General features: G+C 72.6%; 18 protein-coding genes, 2 pseudogenes and 1 riboswitch. Of the genes and pseudogenes, 10 read left to right on the top strand and 10 right to left on the bottom strand.

Going from position 1 to position 23754, the window contains the following annotated elements:
• The first annotated feature begins 53 nt into the window (after positions 1–53).
• Positions 54–509: a MarR family winged helix-turn-helix transcriptional regulator gene (locus ACFVYI_RS11530; protein ID WP_387883627.1), complete on the top strand. Its 456-nt coding sequence runs from the start codon at positions 54–56 to the stop codon at positions 507–509.
• 113 nt (positions 510–622) lie between these two features.
• Positions 623–2053: an adenylosuccinate lyase gene (gene purB, locus ACFVYI_RS11525; RefSeq protein ID WP_387883625.1), complete on the top strand. Its 1431-nt coding sequence runs from the start codon at positions 623–625 to the stop codon at positions 2051–2053.
• Between the two features lie 7 nt (positions 2054–2060).
• Here purB and ACFVYI_RS11520 read toward each other — a convergent pair whose 3' ends face one another.
• Positions 2061–3602 carry an MFS transporter gene (locus tag ACFVYI_RS11520; RefSeq protein WP_387883622.1) on the bottom strand — a complete coding sequence of 514 codons (1542 nt, stop codon included), beginning with the start codon at positions 3600–3602 and terminating at the stop codon, positions 2061–2063.
• Positions 3603–3912: 310 nt separating this feature from the next.
• Positions 3913–4073: riboswitch (cyclic di-AMP (ydaO/yuaA leader) on the top strand.
• Positions 4074–4077: 4 nt separating this feature from the next.
• Here ACFVYI_RS11520 and ACFVYI_RS11515 point away from each other — a divergent pair.
• Positions 4078–5112: a peptidoglycan DD-metalloendopeptidase family protein gene (locus ACFVYI_RS11515; RefSeq protein ID WP_387883619.1), complete on the top strand. Its 1035-nt coding sequence runs from the start codon at positions 4078–4080 to the stop codon at positions 5110–5112.
• Between the two features lie 462 nt (positions 5113–5574).
• On the opposite strand, the gene ACFVYI_RS11510 is transcribed toward ACFVYI_RS11515, so the two are convergent.
• Entirely contained in the window at positions 5575–6294 is a 720-nt protein-coding gene (locus tag ACFVYI_RS11510) for a DUF2470 domain-containing protein (RefSeq protein WP_387883617.1), read from the bottom strand.
• A 215-nt stretch (positions 6295–6509) separates the two neighbouring features.
• On the opposite strand from ACFVYI_RS11510, the gene ACFVYI_RS11505 reads away from it, so the two are divergent.
• Entirely contained in the window at positions 6510–7724 is a 1215-nt protein-coding gene (locus tag ACFVYI_RS11505; protein ID WP_387883615.1) for an MFS transporter, read from the top strand.
• A 63-nt stretch (positions 7725–7787) separates the two neighbouring features.
• Here ACFVYI_RS11505 and ACFVYI_RS11500 read toward each other — a convergent pair whose 3' ends face one another.
• The 3 genes from ACFVYI_RS11500 to ACFVYI_RS11490 all read right to left on the bottom strand — a co-directional run bounded on the left by ACFVYI_RS11500 (position 7788) and on the right by ACFVYI_RS11490 (position 10254).
• Positions 7788–8195 carry a RidA family protein gene (locus tag ACFVYI_RS11500; protein ID WP_380578178.1) on the bottom strand — a complete coding sequence of 136 codons (408 nt, stop codon included), beginning with the start codon at positions 8193–8195 and terminating at the stop codon, positions 7788–7790.
• 104 nt (positions 8196–8299) lie between these two features.
• Complete coding sequence (locus ACFVYI_RS11495; RefSeq protein WP_387883611.1) at positions 8300–9043, bottom strand: IclR family transcriptional regulator; 744 nt, start codon at positions 9041–9043, stop codon at positions 8300–8302.
• Entirely contained in the window at positions 9040–10254 is a 1215-nt protein-coding gene (locus ACFVYI_RS11490) for a sugar kinase (protein WP_387883608.1), read from the bottom strand. Before ACFVYI_RS11490 ends, ACFVYI_RS11495 begins: the two co-directional genes overlap by 4 nt.
• Positions 10255–10494: 240 nt before the next feature.
• On the opposite strand from ACFVYI_RS11490, the gene ACFVYI_RS11485 reads away from it, so the two are divergent.
• The 5 genes from ACFVYI_RS11485 to ACFVYI_RS11465 all read left to right on the top strand — a co-directional run bounded on the left by ACFVYI_RS11485 (position 10495) and on the right by ACFVYI_RS11465 (position 17080).
• On the top strand, positions 10495–11799 hold the full coding sequence (locus ACFVYI_RS11485; protein WP_387883606.1) for an alanine racemase: 1305 nt from the start codon (positions 10495–10497) through the stop codon (positions 11797–11799).
• Entirely contained in the window at positions 11799–13421 is a 1623-nt protein-coding gene (locus tag ACFVYI_RS11480) for an amidohydrolase family protein (RefSeq protein WP_387883603.1), read from the top strand. The genes ACFVYI_RS11485 and ACFVYI_RS11480 overlap by 1 nt, the downstream gene beginning before the upstream one ends.
• Positions 13418–14068 carry a bifunctional 4-hydroxy-2-oxoglutarate aldolase/2-dehydro-3-deoxy-phosphogluconate aldolase gene (locus ACFVYI_RS11475; protein WP_387883601.1) on the top strand — a complete coding sequence of 217 codons (651 nt, stop codon included), beginning with the start codon at positions 13418–13420 and terminating at the stop codon, positions 14066–14068. Before ACFVYI_RS11480 ends, ACFVYI_RS11475 begins: the two co-directional genes overlap by 4 nt.
• 195 nt (positions 14069–14263) lie before the next feature.
• Complete coding sequence (locus ACFVYI_RS11470) at positions 14264–15877, top strand: alpha-amylase family glycosyl hydrolase (RefSeq protein WP_387883598.1); 1614 nt, start codon at positions 14264–14266, stop codon at positions 15875–15877.
• 138 nt (positions 15878–16015) lie between these two features.
• Positions 16016–17080 carry a hypothetical protein gene (locus ACFVYI_RS11465; RefSeq protein WP_387883596.1) on the top strand — a complete coding sequence of 355 codons (1065 nt, stop codon included), beginning with the start codon at positions 16016–16018 and terminating at the stop codon, positions 17078–17080.
• Between the two features lie 109 nt (positions 17081–17189).
• Here ACFVYI_RS11465 and ACFVYI_RS11460 read toward each other — a convergent pair whose 3' ends face one another.
• Both ACFVYI_RS11460 and ACFVYI_RS11455 read right to left on the bottom strand, forming a co-directional pair.
• Positions 17190–17912, bottom strand: a complete 723-nt coding sequence (locus ACFVYI_RS11460; protein WP_387883595.1) for a (2Fe-2S)-binding protein — start codon at positions 17910–17912, stop codon at positions 17190–17192.
• A gap of 1388 nt (positions 17913–19300) precedes the next feature.
• Positions 19301–19657: a hypothetical protein gene (locus ACFVYI_RS11455; protein WP_387883594.1), complete on the bottom strand. Its 357-nt coding sequence runs from the start codon at positions 19655–19657 to the stop codon at positions 19301–19303.
• A gap of 90 nt (positions 19658–19747) precedes the next feature.
• Between ACFVYI_RS11455 and ACFVYI_RS11450 the strand changes: the two are divergent.
• A pseudogene (locus ACFVYI_RS11450) lies at positions 19748–20538 on the top strand (ISAzo13 family transposase); the annotation flags it as partial.
• Here the strand turns inward: ACFVYI_RS11450 and ACFVYI_RS11445 are convergent.
• From ACFVYI_RS11445 to polX, 3 genes and pseudogenes are all read right to left on the bottom strand, one after another.
• Positions 20421–20743 (bottom strand): annotated as a pseudogene (locus tag ACFVYI_RS11445) (transposase); the annotation flags it as partial. The pseudogenes ACFVYI_RS11450 and ACFVYI_RS11445 sit on opposite strands and share 118 nt — an antisense overlap.
• Before the next feature lie 192 nt (positions 20744–20935).
• On the bottom strand, positions 20936–21265 hold the full coding sequence (locus ACFVYI_RS11440) for a hypothetical protein (RefSeq protein ID WP_387883593.1): 330 nt from the start codon (positions 21263–21265) through the stop codon (positions 20936–20938).
• Between the two features lie 739 nt (positions 21266–22004).
• Positions 22005–23732, bottom strand: coding sequence for a DNA polymerase/3'-5' exonuclease PolX (gene polX / locus ACFVYI_RS11435; protein WP_387883591.1), 1728 nt, complete (start codon positions 23730–23732; stop codon positions 22005–22007).
• Positions 23733–23754 lie beyond the last annotated feature (22 nt).

Below are 23754 nucleotides of genomic sequence, written 5' to 3'. Positions count from 1 at the left end.
TTTGCCCCGGTCAAAGCTTGAGTTGGTGAAGCACTCGGTCGTACTCTGGCCGTATGGGTTCGACAGCGACGACGACCGTACCGACCAACGCCGAGTTGATGGAGGCGTTGGCCGCCGTCGGCGCCGCCTACTTCCAGGACTTCGCCGGGGCGGCGGCCCGGCACGGCCTCTCCTCCTCGCAGGCGAAGGCGCTCGGCGCGGTGCAGGAGCCGGTGCCGATGCGCGCGCTGGCCGGCCGGCTGGGCTGCGACGCCTCCAACGTGACCGGGATCGTCGACCGGCTGGAGTCGCTCGGCCTGGCCAACCGCGAGGCGGCGGCCGGTGACCGGCGGGTCAAGATCGTGGTGATCACGGAGCAGGGCCGCGAGATCCTCGGGCTGATCCGCGGCGAGATGAGCCGCACCCACCAGGCCTTCGAGGCGATGACCGACGAGCAGCGGGTGTCGCTGCACTCGATCTGCGCGCAGGTGCTGCCGGTGCTCGCGGGCCGGTCCTCCGGCGTGGTGTAGGCGTGGTGCAGGCGCCGGCCGGGTGGTCGGCAGGAGCGCTGCCGGGTCGGTCGGGGCGGTGGCGCCCGGTCCGCCGCCGTTCCCGCTGACCTCGGCTGTTAGGCTTGCGAAGCGTGAGCGCGAAGCCCCAGATCCCCAATGTCCTGGCCTCCCGGTACGCCTCGGCGACCCTGGCCCAGCTGTGGTCCCCCGAGCACAAGGTGGTTCTCGAGCGCCATCTGTGGCTCGCCGTCCTGAAGGCCCAGCAGGACCTCGGCGTCGAGGTGCCGGCCGGCGCCGTCGCCGACTACGAGCGGGTGATCGACCAGGTCGACCTCGGCTCGATCGCCGCCCGCGAGCGGGTCACCCGGCACGACGTGAAGGCGCGGATCGAGGAGTTCAGCGACCTCGCCGGCCATGAGCAGATCCACAAGGGCATGACCTCCCGGGATCTGACCGAGAACGTCGAGCAGCTGCAGATCCGCCAGTCGCTGGAGCACGTCCGCGACCGCACGGTCGCCGTGCTGGTCCGCCTGGGCCGGCTCGCCGCCCAGCACTCCGAGCTGGTCATGGCCGGCCGGTCGCACAACGTCGCCGCGCAGGCCACCACCCTGGGCAAGCGCTTCGCGACCGTCGCCGACGAGCTGCTGGTCGCCTTCCGCCGACTGGAGGAGCTGATCGCCCGCTACCCGCTGCGCGGGATCAAGGGCCCGGTCGGCACCGCCCAGGACATGCTGGACCTGCTCGGTGGGGACACCGAGAAGCTCGCCGAGCTGGAGCGCCGGGTGGCCGGCCACCTCGGCTTCGACAACGTGCTGACCAGCGTCGGCCAGGTCTACCCGCGCTCGCTGGACTTCGAGGTGCTCACCGCACTCGTCCAGCTCTCGGCCGCGCCGTCCAGCCTGGCCAAGACGATCCGCCTGATGGCCGGCCACGAGCTGGTCACCGAGGGGTTCAAGGAGGGCCAGGTCGGCTCCTCCGCGATGCCGCACAAGATGAACACCCGCTCCTGCGAGCGCGTCAACGGCCTGGCCGTCATCCTGCGCGGCTACGCCTCGATGACCGCCGAGCTGGGCGGCGACCAGTGGAACGAGGGCGACGTCTCCTGCTCGGTGGTGCGCCGGGTCGCGCTGCCGGACGCCTTCTTCGCCTTCGACGGCCTGCTGGAGACCTTCCTGACCGTCCTCGACGAGTTCGGCGCCTTCCCCGCCGTGATCGAGGCCGAGCTGGACCGCTACCTGCCGTTCCTGGCCACCACCAAGGTGCTGATGGGCGCGGTGCGCGCGGGCGTCGGCCGGGAGACCGGGCACGAGGTCATCAAGGAGCACGCCGTCGCCTCGGCGCTGGCGATGCGGGCCGGCGCGCGGGAGAACGAGCTGCTGGACCGGCTGGCCGCCGACGAGCGGATCCCGCTGGACCGGGCCGCGCTGGACGCGCTGCTGGCCGACCGGCTCTCCTTCACCGGTGCGGCCGGCGCCCAGGTCGCCGAGCTGGTCCGCCTGATCGAGGTCGTCGCGACCGCCTACCCGGAGGCCGCCAAGTACGCTCCGGGCGACATTCTCTGACGCCTCGTCAGCCCCCCGTGGGCCCCGCCGCCGATCCGGTGGCGGGGCCTTCGCCGTGCCGGGCGCCGACATGGCCCGGGTCCAGCGGAGGGGCGTTGGTGCCGCAGGCGTAGCGGCAGTCCGGCTCGGCGACCGGGTGGTCCTCGGGGGCCAGGACGTTGCCCCGGACGGTGGTGAACGCGGTCACGCCGCCGGCGGCCAGCAGCCCGGCGCAGATCAGCATCGCGATGCGGAAGGCGGAGTCCACCGAGGCGGGCACCTGGTAGGCCTCGCCGCTGAGCCCGGCCAGCGCGGGCAGGGCGGCCACCGCGAGCAGACCGGCCGCGCGGGCGGCGGCGTTGTTGACGCCGCTGGCGATCCCGGCGTGGCGGACCTCCACCGCCGCGAGCACCGTCGCGGTCAGCGGCGCGACCAGCAGGACCATCCCGCAGCCCATCACGGTGACGGCCGGCAGGACGTCCGTCCAGTAGGAGGCGTCCGGGCCGATCCGCAGCATCAGCAGCACTCCCGTCGCGCAGACCAGCGGCCCCACGGTGAGCGGGATCCGCGGACCGATCCGCTTGCCGAGCCGGCCGGCCCGGGCGGACAGCGCCAGCATCAGCACGGTGATCGGCACCAGGGCGAGCCCGGAGACCAGCGGCGAGAAGCCGGAGACGATCTGCAACTGCACGACCAGCAGGAAGAACACTCCGCTGAACGCCGCGTAGACGCAGAGGGTGACCAGGTTCACCGCGGTGAACAGGCGGGAGGAGAAGAGGCCGAGCGGCAGCATCGGCTCCTCGACGCGGCGCTCGACCACGACGAACGCCGCGCCCAGCAGCAGACCGGCCGCACCGGCCACCCAGACCTCGGGGGAGAGCCCGGCTCCGGCGGCCGTCAGCGCGTAGGTGACCGAGCCCAGGGCCAGCGCGGCCAGCGCCGCGCCGAGGATGTCGAACCGGCCGGTCGCGCTCTCGTCCCGGCTCTCCGGGACGTGCCGGGAAGCCACCGCGATCACCAGGACGGCGAGCGGGACGTTCAACAGGAAGATCCACCGCCAGCCGGGGCCGTCCACCAGCCAGCCGCCGAGGAACGGGCCGATCGCGGCCGACACCCCGCCGAGGCCGGACCAGAGGCCGACCGCCGCCGAGCGGTCGTCCGGGTGGAACACGGCCTGGAGCATCGCGAGCGAGCCCGGGGTGAGCAGCGCCCCGCCGATGCCCTGCACCGCGCGGGCGGCGACCAGCACCTCGATGGTGGGCGCCGCCGCGCACGCCGCCGAGGCGGCGGCGAACCAGAGCACGCCGATCAGGAAGACGCGGCGCCGGCCGTAGCGGTCGCCGAGCGCGCCGCCGAGCAGGATGAGGCCGGCCAGGGTGAGCAGATAGGCGTTCAGTGTCCATTGCAGGGCGGCGAGCGGGGCGCCGAGATCGGTGCCGATCCGCGGCAGGGCGACGTTGACGACGGTGCCGTCGAGCATCGCCATGCTGGAGCCGAGCACCGTCGCCAGTAGTACCCAGCGGCCCTGCGCGGTGCCCAGGCGCAGGGTGCCGGCCTCGGAGGTGGCCACCGCCCGATCGTGCGCCCCGGGAGCCGACGTGACAAGGCTCACCGGGGGTGTGTCGGCAGATGGCTTTCCGTAGCCGATCGCATGCGGAAGGACACCGAAATCGGCGGAGCGTCGCGGATCAGTGGCGCGCGGTTAATCGATTGTGCACATACCGTGCAGTCGATCATTCGGAGTGTCACGACCTTCCCGGCATTGGTTGTCGATTCAAGAGATCGACATTGCTTCACCCGGACGGATGGGTTTTAGTTCAGCGACCGCCCGGCATTGGCCCGGGTGGCCACCGGGTGGAACGCCTAGTCCTGCCGCTGCCCGGTGGTACGAACCGAACTCTGTACGGCAGGAGCGGGGGACCCAAAGGTAAGTCGCCGGACCGGAATTCGCGGTCCGGCTTGGGGTGAAGCCGCGCTATGCGGCCGGGCAACTCCAGCCCGAACCCGACAGCTCACCTCGCAGGCGTCGGAGAGGACAGTTCCCCATGCCCGCACAGGCCCGTCGTATCGCCCTGCCCCGCGCCGCCCGCATCGGCATCGCCACCGCCGTGACCGGCGCCGCCTTCGCCCTTCCGCTGGTGACCACCATCAGCGCCCAGGCCCACACCGCCCCGGCCGCGAAGCCCGCGCAGACCAGCACCTGGACCGGTGCCACCAGCGTCGACGCCGCTCCGGCCGCCGCCGCTCCGGCCGCCGCCGAGGCCGCCAAGCCCGCCGCCGCTCCGGCCGAGGAGAGCTACAAGGTCGTCGGAGGGGACACCCTGTCGAAGATCGCCGACGCCAAGCAGGTCGAGGGCGGCTGGCAGGCGCTGTACGACCACAACCGCTCGGTCGTCGGTGCCAACCCGAACCTCATCTTCCCGGGTCAGCAGCTCTCGCTCGCCGCCAAGGCCGCCGCCGCTCCGGCCGCCGCCGAGGCCGCCAAGCCGGCCGCCCCCGCGGCCAAGCCGCAGGTCTCGCAGGACTCGGTGAAGCCGGCCGCCAAGCCCGCCACCCCGAAGCCGGTCCAGGCCGCCAAGCCCGCGCAGGCCCCGGCCACCAAGCCGGCCGCCCCCGCCGCCAAGCCGGCCGCGCCGGCCGCCACCCAGGCCCCGGCCGCCGTGGCCGCCACCTCCGGCTACGTCGCCCCCGTCGCCAACCCGAAGCTCGGCACCGCCTACGGCGTGGCCGGCTCGATGTGGTCCTCCGGTCACCACACCGGTGCCGACTTCGTCGCCTCCACCGGCACCCCGCTGCGCGCCATCGCGGCCGGCACCGTGGTCAAGGCCGGCAACGGCGGCGCCTACGGCAACGAGGTCGAGATCAAGCTCGCCGACGGCAAGTACGCCCAGTACGCGCACCTGTCCTCGATCGGTGTGAAGGTCGGTCAGGCCGTCACCGCCGGCCAGCAGATCGGCCTCTCCGGTGCGACCGGCAACGTGACCGGCCCGCACCTGCACTTCGAGATCCGCACCGGCTCGGAGTACGGCTCGGACATCGACCCGATCGCCTACCTGCGGGCGCACGGCGTCTCCATCTGACCTGAGGTCGGACCACCGCTGGGTGCGGGGCGAACGACCTCCCGGGATGGTCATGTCGGGTGACCGCTCGACCGGGTGATCGCCGCACCACCAGTGGATCATGGGCGCGGGACACGCCCAGGCCGGCCCGGCTCACGAATATCCTTCGTGAGCCGGGCCGGCCGCTTTCGTTTTCCGTCCCCGTATTTGCAGTGCAGTTCATCCCCCCTGTTCGAGGCGAATGTGATGGTTGACCCGCTCTCACGTCCGGTTGCTCGCTCCGGTATTTCGGTTTCGGTTGTCCGGACCGTTTCCGAGTGGCTCCGTCCCCGAATTCGGCCGGCCCGTCCGGAGTCGGACGGGCCGTCAATTCCGCTCGGCAATTCCTGCGGCGGGGGCGCGGGGTGCAGGGTGCGGGGTGGCGTTCGGGGGGCGCCTGGTTCGGGCGGGTGTCGAGTTCGGGGGGCGTCGTCCGATGCCCGGTCAGGACCGGTGGGCGGGCAGGTCGCTGTTCGCGGCGGTCAGCAGCTGGTGCACGCGGTGCCCGAACTCGTCCGCGTCGCGCGCCGGCTCGGGGAAGACCAGACGGACGTCGCGGTGGCCGTACGGGTGGTCCAGGCGGAGCACCAGGCCGTACCGGTCGAGGGCGAGCGGGCGGATGTCGGGGTGTCCGGCGAGCAGCTCCCGGTCCAGCAGCCGGGCGAGCAGGGCGAGGGCGTCCGGGTGGTCGTCGGCGAGGTGGGTGAGCATCGCGGCCTCGAAACGGGCGAGCGGGTCGGGCGCGGCGAGGGAGAGGTCGGCGCCGGTGAGGGCGGTGGTGCCGTACGGGGTGGAGAGGACGGCGTGCGCGACGTCGAGTCGCAGGTGGACGCTGAGGCCGTCGTCGGCGAGGTGGGCCAGGTGGAGCCGGCCGGCCAGGGTGAGGCGGCCGCGGACGCGGTCGCGGACGGCGACCGGGGCGATGTCGGTGAGGTCCAGGACGACGGCGAGGCCGTCCTGTTCGCGGGTGACGGCGAGCGTGAGCGGCGCGTCGAGCGGGGCGCGCAGGCGCAGCCGGGAGCCGTGCACCGACACCGGGGTGTCCAGGTCGTGGTGCTCGCCGCAGGCGCGGATGACCACCGAGGAGGTGGCGCTGAGCAGGCTGCAGACCCGTTCGGCGGCGGTGGGTTCGGGCGCCTCGACGTCGACGGGGCTGGGGCTCATGGCGACCTCCGGTAGTTAGGTGAGCCTAACCTAATCATTTCGTCGAGGGAGGGCAAGGTGTGCGGGGCGGTTCGGGTGCCGGAGGTCGGGGTGCGGTGCCGGTGGGATTGCGGGTGGAGATAGCAGGCGCTTGCAAGTATCCGGCGTGCGGTCGTATTGTCGACGCTGGTAGTTGCACACGCAATCGTCTGTACGCTCTGGAAAGCGGTCCCCTCATGCCCCTCGCGCTCCTGGCGCTGGCGATCAGCGCCTTCGGCATCGGCACCACCGAGTTCGTGATCATGGGCCTGCTGCCCGAGGTCGCCGGCGACTTCTCGGTGTCCATCCCCACCGCCGGCCTGCTCATCTCCGGCTACGCACTCGGCGTCGTGATCGGCGGCCCGCTGCTCACCGTCCTCGGCACCCGGATCCCCCGCAAGGGGATGCTGCTGATGCTGATGGGCCTGTTCATCGCCGGCAACCTGGTCTCCGCCGTCGCGCCCGCCTTCGGGCTGCTGCTGGTCGGCCGGGTGCTCGCGGCCTTCGCGCACGGCGCCTTCTTCGGCATCGGCTCGGTGGTCGCCGCCGACCTCGTCGCCCCGCACAAGCGGGCCGGCGCCATCGCCCTGATGTTCACCGGGCTCACCGCCGCCAACGTGCTCGGTGTCCCGATGGGCACCCTGCTCGGCCAGCACTTCGGCTGGCGCTCCACCTTCTACGTGGTCGCGGCGCTCGGGGCGATCGGCTTCGCCGGCATCGCGGCGCTGGTGCCCGTCCAGCCGCGCGCCGAGGACACCCGGCTCGGCCCGGAGCTGGCGGTCTTCCGCAAGCCGCAGATCTGGCTCGCGCTGAGCATGACGGTGCTCGGCTGGGGCGGCATCTTCGCGATGTTCACCTACATCACGCCGATGATGACCGAGATGGCGGGCTTCGCCCCCTCCAGCGTGACCTGGCTGCTCTTCCTCTTCGGCGTCGGCCTGTTCGTCGGCAACCTGCTCGGCGGCTGGTTCGCCGACCGCGCGCTGATGCGCAGCCTCTACGTGATCCTGGCGGTGCTGGCGGTGCTGCTCTTCGCCTTCACCCTCGCCTCGCACAGCAGGGTCGGCTCGATCGTCGCCATCCCGCTGATCGGGGTGTTCGGCTTCGCGACCGTCGCTCCGCTGCAGAAGCGGGTGATGGACCAGGCCGCCGGCGCGCCCACGCTGGCCTCGGCCGCCAACATCGCGGCCTTCAACCTGGGCAACGCGCTCGCCGCCTGGCTCGGCGGGCTGGTCATCTCCTCCGGGCTCGGCTACGACGCGCCGAACTGGGTGGGCGGGCTGATGGCCGCCCTCGCCCTCGGTGTCGCGCTGCTCTCCGGCGCGCTGGAGCGGCGGGCCGGCGGCGCCGGCGGCACGGTCGTGGCGCGCGGCGGTGCGGCCGTCGAGCAGGCGGTCACCGCCGGGCGGTGACCACGTGGTGCGCGAAGGGGCCCGGACTCCGGTCCGGGCCCCTTCGCGTCGTCGGGCGGCCGTTCAGCCGATCACGGCCTGCGCGTCGATCTCGACCAGCATCGGCTCCTGCGGCAGCTCGACGAAGATCGTGGTGCGGCAGGGCTTCACCCCGCCCGGCTTGACGTTCTCCTCGATGAAGGCGGCGTAGACCTCGTTCATCAGCGGGAAGTCGGCCCGCTTGGTCAGGTAGACGCGGAACATCACCACGTCCTCGATGGTGGCGCCGCCGGCCTCCACGATCGCCTTGACGTTCTCCAGCGTCCGCCGGGTCTGTGCCTTCACGTCGCCGTGGTACAGGTACTCGCCGGTGGCCGGGTCCTGCGGGCCCTGGCCGGAGACCTGCAGGATGGGGCCCTTGCGGACGCCCTGGGAGAACATCCAGGCCGGGGCGGGGGCGCCGTCGGTGCGGATCTCGGTCTTGTCGCTCATGGGCTTCCTCGGTTGGTGGGGCGGGTCGGTCGGTCCGGTGGGTCGGCCGGTCGGGTCGGCCGGTTGGTTGGGTCGGGGTGGCCGGTCCGGGGTGGGGCGGCCGCTCAGGGGGTCTGCCCGCAGTCGGCGGAGACGGCGCGGGTGGTCGCGAGCAACTGGGGCAGGAGCTCCAGCACCTGCTCGTAGGGGAGGACGACGTCGGGCACGGAGATCGAGGCGGCGGCGACGACGCGTCCGCTGGCGTCCCGGATCGGCGCGGCCACGCAGTTGATGAAGGCCTCGTGCTCGGCGTGGTCCTGGGCCCAGCCCTGGGCCGCCACCTTCTCCAGCTCGGCGAGCAGCGCCTCGGGAGTGGTCAGGGTGCGGGCGGTGTGCGGGGTGAAGTCGATGCCGGCCACCACCCGGCGCCGCTCGGGCACCGGCAGGTCGGCGAGCAGCACCTTGGAGACGGCGGCGCTGTGCAGGGCCGCCCGCAGGCCGATCCGCGAGTACATCCTGACCGGGTGGCGCGAGTCGTACTTGTCGATGTAGACCACCTCGCCGCCCTCGTACGCGGCCAGGTGGACGGTCTGGCCGGTGGCGGCGTTCAGCTCGGCCAGGTGCGGCGCGGCGATCCGGCGGACGCCGCGCTGCTCCAGGGCGAGGCCGGAGAGCGCGAAGAGGCCGGCGCCGAGGTGGTAGCGGTAGGCCGGGTCGCGGTAGACGAATCGTTCCTCTTCGAGGCTCTGGAGCAGCCGCAGCACCGTGGTCTTGTGCACGCCGAGCAGTTCGGCGAGCTGGTCCAGGGAGCGCTCGCCCTCGCCGAGCTCGGCGAGGATGCGCAGGGCGCGGGTGACGGTCTGGCTCATCGTGCTCCAAGGGCCGGGGAGGTGGCCGGTCGAGGGTCGGAGGCCCCGCCCCCGGTCGCCGGCCCCGCCGTCGCGGACAGGGCCGGCCCGGGCGGCACCGCCGCGGGCAGTACGGGGGACACGATGCCACCCGCGGAGAACCGGGTGGCGGCCCAGTCCCGGGGAGAGGCGTTCAGGAGTGCGGCGACCACCGCTTCGGACGGCAGCTCGGCCTGGTCCCCGTGGGCGGTGAGCGCGCAGGCGGCGCTGAGGTGGCCGAGCCGCAGTCGGCGGCGCTGGTCCAGGCCGCGTACGGTGCCCGCGAGGTAGCCGGCCGCGAAGGCGTCGCCCGCGCCGGTGGCCTCGACCACCTCGACGGCGAGGGCCGGCTCGGTGACGGACGTGCCGTCCCGCTCCAGCGCGGTGACCGTCCGGGCGGCGTCCTTGACGACCACGGTGGCGGGCGAGGGGAAGCGGCGGCGCAGCGCCTGCGGGTCGCCGGTGCCGAGGGCGGCCTCGCCCTCGTCGGAGCCGAGCAGCAGCAGGTCGGCCGCGTCCAGCAGCGGGGGCAGCACGGCCGGGTCGCGGTCGAGCCAGAGCGTGGGGCGCCAGTTCAGGTCGAAGCTGGTCAGCCGGCCGGGGCGGCGCTCGGCGAGCAGGACGCGCAGCAGGGCCAGGCAGTCGTCGGACAGGGCGGCGGTGATGCCGGAGAGGTGCAGCAGGCGGGCGCCGGCCAGCAGGCGGACGGCGGCCGGGTCGTCCAGCAGGGCGGGGGAGAGCGCGGCGGCGGCCGAGCCGCGCCGGTGGTAGTGCAGCCGGCTGCGCCCGGGCCCGAGGTCGTACCGGGCGCCGGTGGAGCCGCCGACCTCCTTGAGGTAGAGGCCGGTCGGGCGGTGCGGGTCGACGGCGACCGCCGAGACGTCCACCCCGCGGGCGGCGACCTCGCCGACCAGGCGGCGGCCGAAGCCGTCGTCGCCCACCCGGCTGATCCAGGCGCTCGACACGCCGAGCGCCGCCAGTGCGCCCGCCACGTTGGACTCGGCGCCGCCGACCGAGAGCCGGAAGTTCTCCACCTGCTCCAGCGGGCCCGGCCGGTCCGGCAGCAGCACCGCCATCGACTCGCCCAGGCAGACCGCGGTCGGGGCCGCCGTCGACGGACCCGCGGGCGCGGCCCGGTCCGACGACGCGGCCTGGGTCGACGCGCCCTGCTCCGCCGATGCGCCCTGTTCCACGGATGCGGCCTGGGCCGACGCGCCCTGTCCCGATGTGCCCCGCGCCGCCGGGCTGTCCGCCGTCGGGCTGTGGAGCGGCGGAGTGCCCGAGCTCACGGCGGCGTCCTGTCGGGGCATCTGGTGGGCTCCTCGTGTGCTGCGGCTGACCGTTTCCGTTGACCTTCGTCCGGCGCCGATGCTAGAACCGTGATGCCAGCATGTGCAACCCTCGTTGCACATGTTGCAACACGTAAGGAGAAGATGGTGGACCAGACCTTCGCAAGCAGTGGCACCGGGCCGGGCATCGACGCCGGCGCGGTGGCGGCCCTCGCCGACGAGGTGCTCGACTGGCGGTTCAAGGCGCTGCCGCCCGCCGCCTGGGGGTCGACCGTGCGCGACTACCTCGCCACCGGGCCCACCCTCGCCGGGTTCGGCACCCCGCTGCTCACCCTGGACGCCGCCGCGCTCGACCACAACGTGCGGACGATGGCCGACTGGTGCGCCGAGGCGGGTGTCGCACTCGCCCCGCACGGCAAGACGACGATGGCGCCCGCGCTCTGGCAGGCGCAGCTGGACGCCGGCAGCCACGGCATCACCCTGGCCAACCTGCCGCAGGTCCAGGTGGCGCGGGCGTTCGGCGTCCGGCGGATCCTGCTGGCCAACACCCTGCTCGACCCGGCCGGGCTCGGCTGGCTCGCCGCCGAGCTGGCCGCCGACCCGTCGTTCGCCTTCGTCTCCTGGGTGGACTCCACCGAGAGCGTCCGGTTGATGGACGAGGCCCTGCGCGCGGCCGGCGCCGAACGGCCGGTCGAGGTGCTGGTCGAACTCGGCGGCCCCGGCGGGCGCACCGGCGCGCGCGGCGTCGACGCCGCCGTGGAGGTCGCCGCCGCGGTGCTGCGCGCCCCGACGCTGCGGCTGGCGGGGATCGGCGGCTACGAGGGCGCGCTGGCCCACGACGCGACCGCCGACGGCCTGGCCACCGTCCGCGGCTACCTGCGGGCACTCGCCGAGCTGCACGGCCGGCTCGCCGGCGCCTACGCCGACGGGGCCCCGCCGGTGGTCACGGCCGGCGGGAGCGCCTACTTCGACCTGGTGGTCGAGGAGCTGGCCGCGCTGCCGGAGGCCGCCGTGGTCCTGCGCTCGGGCGCCTACATCGCCCACGACGACGGCTTCTACCGGGGGATCTCGCCGCTGGTCCGGGGTGCGGGCCCGGCGCCCTTCCGCAGCGCCCTGCACGGTTGGGCGCGGGTGGTCTCCCGGCCGGAGCCGCAGCTGGCCCTGCTGGACGCCGGCAAGCGCGACCTGCCCTTCGACGAGGGCCTGCCGGAGCCGCAACTCGTCCGGGGTGGAGCGGTGCTGACCGGGACGGCGGCCCGGATCACCGCGCTCAACGACCAGCACGCCTTCCTGCGCGACGCGGGTGACCTCGCGCCGGTCGGCGCGGTGCTGCGGCTCGGGGTCTCCCACCCGTGCACCGCCTTCGACAAGTGGACGCTGCTCCCGGTGCTGGACGACGCCTCCGCCGCGAACCCGAAGGTCACCGGCCTGGTCAGGACGTACTTCTGATGAACGATCAGCCCCCGGGCGGCGACCTCGTCTTCAAGGGGGCCACCGTCGTCGACGGCACCGGCGCCGACCGGTACCGGGCCGACGTCCGGATCGGGAAGGGGCGGATCACCGAGCTCGGGCACGGCCTCGGCGCCGCCCGCGAGGTGGACGCCGACGGTCTCGTCCTGGCCCCCGGCTTCATCGACATGCACGCCCACTCCGACCTCGCCCTGCTGCTCGAACCCGACCACCCCGCCAAGGTCACCCAGGGCGTCACCTGCGAAGTCCTCGGCCAGGACGGGCTCTCGTACGCACCGGTGGACGACACCACGCTGCCGGCGCTGCGCCGCCAGATCGCTGGCTGGAACGGCGACCCGGAGGGCTTCGACTGGGACTGGCGCACCGTCGGCGGCTACCTGGACCGGCTGGACCGGACCGGCCCCGCCGTCAACGCCTGCTACCTCGTCCCGCACGGTTCGCTGCGGATGCTCGCGATGGGCTGGGAGAACCGGGCGCCGAGCGCCGCCGAACTGGACCGGATGCGCGAACTGCTGGCCCAGGGCCTCGCCGAGGGCGCCGTCGGTCTCTCCAGCGGCCTGACCTACACGCCCGGGATGTACGCCGACACCGCCGAACTGGTCGCACTCTGCCGCGTGGTCGCCGAGTACGGCGGCTTCCACGCGCCGCACCAACGCTCCTACGGCGCGGGTGCGTTGGAGGGCTACGCCGAGATGGTGGAGATCGCCCGCCGGGCCGGCTGCCCGCTGCACCTGACCCACGCCACCATGAACTTCGGCGTCAATCAGGGGCGGGCCGGCGAACTGCTCGACCTCGTCGACCGGGCGCTCGCCGACGGCATCGACCTCACCCTGGACAGCTACCCCTACCTGCCCGGCTCCACCACACTGGCCGCCCTGCTGCCCGGCTGGGCCACCGAGGGCGGTCCGCCGGCCACCCTGGCCCGGCTCGGCGACGCGGCCGCGCGCGAGCGGATCCGGTACGAGGTGGAGGAGAAGGGCAGCGACGGCTGCCACGGGGTGGTCACCGACTGGGCGACCATCCAGCTCTCCGGCGTCAGGAACCCGGAACTGGCGGGGACGGTCGGCCGGACCGTCGCCGAACTCGCCGCCGAGCAGGGCCGCAGCGGCACGGAGGTCTTCCTCGACCTGCTGCGCCGTGACGAGTTGGCCACCACCATCCTCCAGCACGTCGGCCACGAGGAGAACGTCCGGGCGATCATGCGCCACCGTGTGCACACCGTCGGCAGCGACGGTCTGCTGGTCGGCGCCCGGCCGCATCCGCGCGCCTGGGGAACGTTCCCCCGCTATCTCGCGCACTACGGACGGGAGTTGGGCGTACTCACCTTGGAGCAGGCGATCGCCCGGATGACCGGCCGCCCCGCCGCCCGGCTGCGGCTGGACCGGCGCGGCCGGATCGCTCCCGGATTCCACGCCGACCTGGTGCTCTTCGACCCCGAACGCGTCCAGGACGCCGCCACCTTCGAGCAGCCCCGGCGGCCCGCCACCGGAATCGAGCACGTCTACGTCAACGGCACCGCCGTCGTCCAGCAGGGCCGCACCACGGGCGCCCGGCCCGGGCGCGCCCTGCGCCGAACCGATCGAGGAACCCGAGCCCTATGAACCCCACGCCCTCCGTGCTCACCCGCCTTCAGGCGGTGCTGGTCGCCTCGCCCGTCATCGCCGTCGTCCGCGCTCCCCGGATACCGGATGCCGTCGCACTGTGCGCCGCGCTCGCCGAGGGCGGCATCAACCTGACCGAATTCACCTACACCACACCGGAGGTGACGACCCATCTGCGCCGTGCGGCACGCGAGGGCTGGCGCGTCGGGGTCGGTACCGTGCTGACCGCCGAGCAGGCCGAGGAGGCGATCGCCGTCGGTGCCTCGTTCCTGGTCACCCCCGGGCTCCGGCCGGAGGTGGCACGCGCCGCGCACGCCGCCCGGGTGCCGGTCGTGCTGGGCGCGCTCACGCCCACCGAGGTCGCCCAGGCCGTCGACCTCGGCGCCGCAGCCGTGAAGATCTTCCCGGCGCGGGCGTTCGGGCCCGGCTACTTCAAGGACCTGCGCGGCCCCTATCCCGACGTCCCGCTGGTCGCCTCCGGCGGCGTCAACGCGGGCAACGCCGCGGAGTTCCTCGCGCAGGGCGCGCTCGCGGTCTGCGCGGGGACGGACGTGGTGGCGCCGGACGTCGTCGCCGCCGGGGACTGGGCCGAGATCACCCGCCGGGCCAAGGCGTTCACCCGGGCCTGCGCGGTGGGCGGCCGGTAGCCGGCGGGGCTGCGGGCGGGGGAGGGGGCGGCGGCGGGGCTCGGGAGAGGTCCGAGGAGGGCTCGGGAGGGCTCCGGGGTGGGCTCGGGAGGGTTCCGGGGTGGGGGAAGTGCCGGACGGGGACTGTCGGGACGGCCGGGATTGGACGAGAATCGGTGGACCCGGACCCCGGCACCCGGCAGGAGGATCCACCCCATGACCTCGACCCGCCCCGGCCCCGACTGGCTGGCCGACGCCGTCCTCTACCAGATCTATCCGCAGACCTTCGCCGACTCCGACGGCGACGGCGTCGGCGACTTCGCGGGCATCGCCGAGCGCCTCGACCACCTGGCCTGGCTCGGCGTCGACACGGTCTGGCTGAACCCCTGCTTCGCCTCGCCGTTCCGCGACGCCGGGTACGACGTCAGCGACTACCTCGCGCCCGCGCCCCGGTACGGCACCACCGAGGACCTGGCCGCGCTGGTCGAGGCGGCGCGGGGCCGGGGCATCCGGATCCTGCTCGACCTGGTCGCCGGCCACACCTCCGACCGGCACCCCTGGTTCCTCGCCGCCGTCGAGGACCCGGGTGACCACCGGTACATCTGGTCGGACCGCCCGGTCGACGGATTCGTCGCCTCGCCCGGAGGTCGCCCCGGCTGGTACCGGCCGAACTTCTTCGACTGCCAGCCCGCGCTCAACTTCGGCTACGCGCAAAGCCGTTCCGACCAGCCCTGGCGCCAGCCGGTGGACGCCGACGGCCCGCGCGCCAACCGCGCCGCTTTGCGCGGGATCATGGCGCACTGGCTCGGCCTCGGCCTGGCGGGCTTCCGCGTCGACATGGCCTCCTCGCTGGTCAAGGACGACCCCGGGTTCGTCGAGACCGCCAAGCTCTGGACCGAGCTGCGCGACTGGCTCGACCGTGCCCACCCGCAGGCCGCGCTGCTCGCGGAGTGGGGCGACCCGGCCACCGCGGTCGCGGCCGGGTTCCACGCCGACTTCTTCCTGCAGTTCGGCGGCGCCGACCACGGCCTGCCGCTGCGCTCGCTCTGGAACAACGGCGCCGGAACGGTCGAGGAGCACTGGAAGCAGGGCCCCTGCTACTTCGAGGCCGAGGGCCGCGGCACGCCGCGGACCTTCCTCGACGCCTGGCGCGGCGCCGCCGAACTCACCGAAGGCGCCGGGTACATCGCGCTGCCCACCGCGAACCACGACTTCTCCCGGCTCGCCACCGGCCCGCGCACCGCCGAACAGCTCGCCCCGGCCTTCGCCTTCCAGCTCACCTGGCCCACCCTGCCGGCGGTCTACTACGGCGACGAGATCGGCATGCGGTACCTGCCCGGGCTGCCCGACGTGGAGGGCAGCGTGCTCGGTCCGCAGTACAACCGGGCCGGCTCGCGCACGCCGATGCAGTGGGAGCCCGGGGCGAACGCGGGCTTCTCCACCGCTCCCGCCGAGCGGCTCTACCTGCCCGTCGACCCCGATCCGCACCGCCCGGACGTCGCCACGCAGCGGGCCGACCCGACGTCGTTGCTGCACACCGTCCGGCGGCTGATCGCGCTTCGACGGGCTCATCCGGGGCTGGGTGCGGGCGGCACGGTCGAGGTCCGCAGCGCCGGGTACCCGCTGGTGTACACCCGGGCGGGGCGGTACCTGGTCGTGGTCAATCCGCGGCGGGAGCCGGGCGCGGTGCCGCTCGGGCCGGCGCTGCCGGGTGCTTCCGGGGCGGTCGGCCCGGCCCGGGTGCGGCCGCTGGACGTGCAGGGGGTGCGGGTGGTCGACGGCGAGCTGCGGGCGGACGGGTTCTCGTACGGGGTGTTCGAGCTGGGCTGAGCAGGGCGGGGTTTCCGGGGCCGGGGTTCGTGCCGGGGTCGGGGCTTTCGCCCGCCCCGACAATGGTTGTACACTGCATCTAGATGGTTGCATTTACCATCTGTTCTGGATGCAACACCGGAGGATGAAACGAACGCCATGAGCTCACCCCAGACCACCGCGGCAGCGCCCACCCTGGGGCACTCGCTCAAGCACCTCGCCGTCCACCTGATCACCCCGCTGCTGATGTGCCTGGGCATGGCGCTCGCCTACCAGGGCGCCTTCCACCAGCCCGAGCCGCACCACCTGAAGGTCGCCGTCGTCGGTACCTCCGCACAGGCGCAGGGCCTCGCGGACGCCGTCCGGGCCAAGGCCGGCCCGGCCCTCGACGTCAGCACCCTGCCCACCCGGGAGGCCGCCGAGCAGCAGTTGCGCGACCGCGAGCTGGTCGGCGCGTTCCTGCCGGACACCCGGAGCCCCGAACTGATCGTCGCCAAGGGCGGGTCCGACACCTCCGCGATGGCGGCGGAAGCGGTGTTCCAGAACGTCACCGACAAGCAGGGCGTGCCGCTGGCCGTCACCGACCTGACCACGCCCAGCAAGGGCGATCCGACCGGTCAGGGCCTGTTCTTCCTGCTGGTCGCGCTCAGCATCGGCTCCTACGCGAGCGTCGCGGTGATCGGCGCGGCCGGCGCCGCGCTCGGCATGCGGATCCGGGCCCTGGTCGGCCTCGCCGTCTCGCTGGCGGTGAGCGTGATCGGCATCGTCACCGCGGGACCGGTCTTCCACGTCGTGGACCACGACCTGGCGGCCGTCTGGGCGCTCGGCTGGCTGTACTCGGCGGGTGTCATCGCGATCGGCATCGGCCTGCACAGCTTCCTGAAGCGCTGGACCACGCTGACGATGATGGTGCTGTTCGTGATGCTGAACTTCACCACCTCCGGCGGCATCTACCGACCCGAGCTGCAGAACGGCTTCTTCGGTGGCCTGCACGCGTTCTGGACCGGCGCCGGATTCATGGAGGGCGCCCGCAGCATCCTCTACTTCGACGGTGGCGCCGGGCTCGGCGGGCACGTGCTGACGCTGGCGCTCTGGCTGCTGCTGGGCGGCGCGGTGATGGTCGGCGCGGCCCGGTACGAGAAGCGCGGTCCGGCCCTCGTCGGCGGGCGGACCGACGCGGCGGCCGAGGCCGAGGAGGAGATGGAGGAGGCGGTCGCGGTCTGACCGCGTCCGCCGGAAGGCTCCACCCGCCGCCACGGGCATCGGCGCCGGGTGGGGATCGGCGGCCCGCGCCCGGTCCCGGACAGGCCGGGCGCGGGCCGCGGCGCCGGGATCAGGTACGGCGGGGCGGGCTGGTGAAGCAGCAGTCGCCGCAGACGCCCGAGCCCGGGCCGACCCGGTAGTAGAGGCAACAACTGTTCCGCCGGAAGCCGGTGGTGCGCAGCGCCCCGGTGCCGGCCAGCGGCGGCCGGCGCAGCAGCTCCGCGACGAGGGCGCGGGCCCGACCGGGGGCCGCATGGGCGTCCACCATGCGCAGCGCCCCCGCCAACGCGGAGGCGGCATTGCCGTCGAGCAGCTTGCCGGAGAGCGGTACGGCCGCTCGGACGGCGGCCGCGAGCAGCGTCAACTGGCCCTGGAGGAGCACGCGGTGGAGCCGCTCGGCGAGCTGCTCGTCGTCCGCCCGGTGCGGCTGCGCCGGCTCGTACGGCGTCCACAGGTCGATCGGGCCCTGCTCGGGCACGCGCACATGGGCGCGGTCGGGGTCCAGTGCGGGCACGGTGCCCAGCAGGACGGCGGCGCCGAGGGTCACCGAGCAGAACCGGGCGGCCAGTCCGAGGTGCAGGATCGAGGCCGCCACCCGGGGTTCGGCGGTGCCGAGCCGGCGGGCCACCACGCGCGTCCGCTCGGCCAGCGGCGCGTCGGGCCCCTGCGCGTACAGCTCGCGCAGCGGCCGGAACCCGGTCGGCGGGGCCTCGGCGGGCGAGGCGGCGGCATCCAGGGCGAAGTACGGTCCGACGGCGGCGAGTCGACGGTAGTCGGGCGCGGTGTCGGTCATCGGCCGCACGCCCGGTCGGCCGGCGGGCCCGGGGTCGAGGCGGCGGAGGCGCGGCCTGCGGACGGGCGGTCGTCGGTCATCGGGTGGTCCTCCGTGGCGGGCCGGCGGGGGCGTCGGCCGGTGAACTTGCCGGTGATTGGTGGCGATGAACGGTACCGCGCCCCGGCGGTTCGGCAGGGGCGACCGAAGGCGTCCCGGAACCGGCCGGGGCGGGCGGTGCGGTAGTCGTCTTGGTCGGTGCGCGGGTTTTGATGCCCGGGGATGCGTGCAGTGGCTTCGGCGGGCGGCATCGACCGTGCGGTGCCTGCAGACGGGGTGGGCCTGGTTGTACTCCTGGTGCCGCTCCGGGTTCATCCTGAGGGTGCCCGAGGTCGGTTGGACCGGTTGGCTGGTTGCCGTCGTACTCTCGATTCTCCCGGCCGCCGGTGTCGTCGAGGTGGTCTCTATCTGCGCGCCCTGGACGCGCGGCACGAGCGTGCGGTGATCGGCGCCCGCCACGAGTGGAATCTCCACGCGTTGTCCGAACTCGCCCTGCGCACTGGACTCCGGAAGGGGTGCACCCCTCGGCCTGCGCTGGGAAGACCTCGATCTGGCCGGTGCAACCGTCAGCATTCGCTGCACCCTCAACGCACCAACGAACAGCGCCGCGATCAGCAGCACCAGGAGCGCGAGGCAGCGGGCACTGCCTGGAAGGGCGGCGGATTCTCTCTCATCCGTCCCGATGACAGCCCCATCGAGGGAACCGCCCTTACCCGGCACTTCAACACTCTGCTCCGCCGGATCCGTTTCCACGACCTCCGGCAATCGCCAGCGACTTTCCTCCTTGAACAGGGCGTGGGACTTGTGCTGATCGAGAAGCTGTTGGGCCATATCCACATCGGGTGACCGCGACGGTGTATGCCCTCGTTCGGCTCCACCTCCCAACGAGACTCATCTGCCTCCTGTGCAACGCTCGCCGCGAACCCAACCCAGCCCGCTACCTGACCCGACGACGCACCATCTTGTACAGCACCCGTCTACTGACGTTGCTGTCAGCCACCGCCGTCAGACGCCCATGAGGCCCCATCCGAATTGAGCCAGATCTACGGAGGGGCTTCCCTCGCAAGAGAGTCAGCGGCGGTAGGCGACGATACTTCTGAACCCGTGAATCCGGTACGGCGCCGCGCGCCGCGCAGCTCGCGGGCCATGCCGATCAACCACCCACAGATACGCGGGTGCCCAACGAGACGCTCGTCGGGCACCCGCGTCTGACTGCGTTGGCGTCAGGTTGCCGTCAAGCAGGACTGGAGGCCTCGCAGAGGCCACAGCCTGAACGTACGGTTCGAAACACCGACGGCCACGGCCAACCAGACAATCAAGGTAGGTGGGAGACCTTCAGTTGGCTGAGCCTAAATGGCGTCTCCACCGGGTGCCGGGGCTTCTCCGCGGCTTACGTAGGAGCGGCGGGCATTATTCAGCCAATTCTCTACATCCGAGGCCATCGAAGGAAATTTCACCTTCAGGGAGTCGGCCAGTTCGACCAATTCATCCCAGGAGTCGGCCATGAACGCTTCATCCAGGCCGAGTGCGACAGATGCACGGAACTCGTCACCTGAATTCAACCAGCCCTTGCCGATCTCAAAGATTCGACCACCTTCGCCATCGAGAATCCACGAGAGCGACAAGAGCTGCTCGGAAAGGTAGGCCGGGGGTAGGTTGGGTGCCCTGTGCTCCACCAGGTAGTTCATGAGGTCTTCGATGTTCACTTCATTACAACCTTCGATATATTCTGGTTTCGAATCGTGCCCCTGACGGGATTTCTCCACCATCTACTCGCCTCATCACACCAAACGCATGGCCGACCGCTGACCAGCTATCAAGTCGTCATCGAGACCATCGCTGCGACGACCACCCGCACCGGACTGACCATCGGGGCCGAGCTGGACACTGGCAGCTACCTCCTTGGCACGAGCGTCAACCTCGCCGAGTTCAAGGCTCTGCCGATCACGCCCGACGCGTTCCACGGCGACTGGAACTACACCCTGGCCCCCGTCCCGCCTCGAACGCCAGAGGCACCGGCGACCGGCCGGCGGATCGATCCCGTCCTGACCGCGATGCTCAGTGATCCGGCCCTGACCGGCATCCCGCGGTCCGACTTCGAACGCCTGGTGGCAGTCTCGGAGCCGTAATGGGACGCCATGGCCGAGGCTGCCTTCCAACGACGCTTCCACCGTCCGCGCAGTTACCTCCACCCGCAAACCAGCAGCCTGGACCACTACCACCGTCTCCTGGCGGCGCTGTTGCGCCGCCGCAGGGCGATCACCAGCACCCTTCTGGCGGAGCTGCTGGGCGTCACCCGCACGAATCTCTCCAACCAGTTCCAGGACGGACACCGACTCCTGGACCTGCACCGCGTCGTCGTCACACCGTTGCCCGGATCGCCGGCTCGCACCCTGGAACAGCTCCGAGCCCACCTACCCGACGAAGTCCACGAAACAGGTCAACCCTGACAGTTATTCAGATACAAGCCCCGGCGGTGCCGGTGTACTGCCGCTGCACGCCCGCCGACGCGGCGCCCTTCTTGAGGAATCCGGTCTCGTCGACGATCAGCACGCCGTCGTCGGCGCCGAGGTGGTCGAAGACGTAGCCGCGGACCTCGTCGCGGACCTCGTCCGCGCCCCGGCGGGCGCTTCGCAGGAGCCGCTGCATCGGCCCGGGGCGGACGTGGCCGGCGCTTGCTCGGCCAGCCGCCAGCAGTTCTTCCGCTCGATCCCGGACAACAGGCCGAGCACGAAGGCACGGGCGGTCGCGCGCGGCTCCACCCGCCGGAATCGGCCCGCGACCCTGGCCATGGCCTGGTCGAACATCGCCCGCCAGCGGGCTGCGTCTAGGCTGTGGCCCACGGCCACCGCACGATCTTCAGGAGTCCACACAACCCCCGATGATCACGCGGTGGCCGTTCCAGCTCTCACGCGGGCTCGGTGTGACTGAGCTCCCGGTTTGGCGAGGTCCGAGCGCCGTAGCCGGCGGTCGCCCCGGGGGCATCAGGGACGCAGGTCGTGCTGGTCGTTCATCGGCGGCCGGTCCAGTACCTCGATGTACATGATCCGGTCGTCCACGACGTCCAGGACAAGCATGCCCTTCGAGGGCAGGAGCGGCACGCATCGATGGCCCTCACCGTACGGCTGTCCCTTCGGGTGGACGGCTGTTCGGATGCTCTGGCAGAAGTCATCGCCACAGTCGCATCGGGCGACGAGCCGAACATCCCGGACACGAACGGCCAACTCATGCTCCTCTTCGTCCTCCAAGAGGGTGATCAGCTCAGCGATGAGGTCGGGGAACGCGTCGCGAACGAGGGGGTAGTCCTGCTCCATGCTGGGAGGTTAGCCGGAACGGCTCCCTGAGCGCCTCGCACGCCAAGTCGACCACTCATCCGCCGCGCCGCCCAGTCACACTCAGTGCAAGATCACACAAAGTCACACTGGAGTACTAGGCGCTGGGTTCGCCACCAAGGTCCGGCTTACGAGGGAGATGGTCCGCCGCGCGACCCACGACGAGATCCCGTTCCGCTGGGTGGCCGCGGACGCCGGCTACGGCTACCGCTGGGGCCGGCGCCCCTCTACTGCTCAGTCTCGGTGAGGCGACGCTTGCGGCTCTGGCTACAAGCTCGGTGTCCGGAACCGGGTGGGCATCGCCGTGCACCCCTGGGAGACCGGGGACGCCGTGCCGACGGCGTAGCCCAGTGCGGTCCGCGCCGCGGGCCGGTCCGCCCGCCCCTCGGCCGGGGCGTGTCGGCGCACCGGCCCTCGGGGTACCACGCGGGCCTCGGCGTGCCCGAGACGGCCGACCTGCCTTCGGCCGGTGCCGGGCAGGCGGAACCTGCGAGGAGGGGGTGGCCTCCGGACATCGCGTCCTCCGGCCGTACGGTTCGATCGTCGACCGAGGTACCAGCGGCAGACCCTGATCCGTCTCGATCTGTCGCCACTGCCTCCTGCGGTCGAACTTCCACAGCTACCTCGCAGGTCCACCTCCATCATGCGCCTCCGGTGCCCCCTGCACCAGGGATTCTCGCTCCGAATCAGGGCAATTCGGCCAGGCTGGAGGAACCGGGTGCTACCGCAGCGCGTCCTTGCGCAGGAACCGCTTCAGACGCTGCCACGGCCAGGTGTTGATCACGTCCTCGGTGGTCAGCCACGCCCGTTGCGCGGTGCCGACGCCGTACCTCGGGTAGGCCAGTTGCAGGGTGGAGTGGGCGTCGCTGTCGATCGAGAAGCGGACCCCGTGCCGCTTGGCCCGCAGCACGTCCTCGTCGCGCAGGTCGAGCCGCTGCGGCGAGCTGTTGATCTCGATCGCCGTCCCGGTCCGGGCGGCGGCCCGGAAGACGGCGTCGAGGTCGACGTCGATCGGCCCGCGCCGGCCGATCCGCCGGGTGGTGAGATGGCCGATGACGTGCACGTGCGGGTTCTCGCAGGCGCGGATCAGCCGGCGGGTCTGGGTGGCGCGGTCGGCCCCGAAGTGCGAGTGGACGGAGGCGACGCAGACGTCGAAGCCGGCCAGGAACTCGGCGGGCCAGTCCACGGCGCCGTCCGGTCCGATGTTCAGCTCGGTGCCGTGCAGCAGGCGCAGTCGGCGGTGGCGGCCGGCCAGTTCGCGCAGCCGCTCGCGCTGGGCGAGCATCTTCTCGTCCGTCATGCGCTGCATCACCAGGTCGGGCGCGTGGTCGGTGACGGCGTAGTACGCGTAGCCGCGGGCGGCCGCCGTGTCGATCATCTCCTCCAACGGGGCCAGCCCGTCGGTGAGATCGGTGTGGCTGTGCAGGTCGCCGCGCAGGTCCGCCTCGGTGACCAGCTCCGGGAGTTCGCCGCGCTGGGCCGCCTCGATCTCGCCCCGGTCCTCGCGCAGCGGCGGTGCGATCCAGGGCAGGCCGAGCGCCGTGTAGACCTCCTCCTCGGTGGCCGAGACGATCTTCTCGCCGCTCTCGGCGTCGAACAGGCCGTACTCGGAGAGCTTGAGTCCGGCCCGGACGGCGATCGTGCGGAGCCGGATGTTGTGCGCCTTGGAGCCGGTGAAGTAGACCAGCGCCGCTCCCCAGTCCTCCTCCGGCACCACCCGCAGGTCCACCTGGAGGCCCTTGGCGGTGCGCACCGAGGTCTTGGTCGGCCCGCGCACGATGACCTCGGCCACGGTGGGGAGTCCGGCGAGCGCGGCCATCAGCGGTGCGGAGTCCTCGGCGGTGGCGAGCACGTCGATGTCTCCGACGGTCTCGCGCATCCGGCGCAGCGAACCCGCGTACGCGCAGCGGGTGCAGCCCGGGACGGCCGCGATCGCGGCGACGATCCGCTCGGCCTGTTCGGTGGCGGCGTCGAGCAGGGTCCGCCCGCCGGACTGCCGCACCAGCTCGATGCCGCGCAGGATCTGCTCGCCGCTGCGTTCGCCGAAGCCGGCCACGGCGCTCAGCCGGTCCGCGCGGATCGCCTCCGCGAGCTGGTCGACGGAGGCGATGTCGAGGTCGCGGTAGAGGGCGAGGGCGCGCTTGGGCCCGACGCCGGGGATGGCCGTCATCTCGCGGACCCCGGCCGGGATGGCCGCGCGCAGCGTCTCCAGGGCCTCCATCCGGCCGGTGGCGAGGTACTGGGCGATCTTCTCTGCGGTGGACTTCCCGACGCCGGGGATCTGCTGGAGGCCCTTGGCGTCCAGTCCGGCGATGTCCTCCGGGTGACCGCCCACCGCGCGGGCGGCCTTCTCGTAGGCGCGGGCCCGGAAGGCGTCCCCGCCGGTGATCGAGATCAGGTCGGCGTACTCCTGGAGCAGCTCCTGGACCTGGTCGTTGAGCCGGGTCATGGGGCCAGTCTAGGTTCGGCGG

It is taken from the genome of Kitasatospora sp. NPDC058218 (assembly GCF_042882445.1).
Lineage (GTDB): Bacteria > Actinomycetota > Actinomycetes > Streptomycetales > Streptomycetaceae > Kitasatospora.
This window is presented reverse-complemented; position numbering and strand designations above follow the sequence as displayed.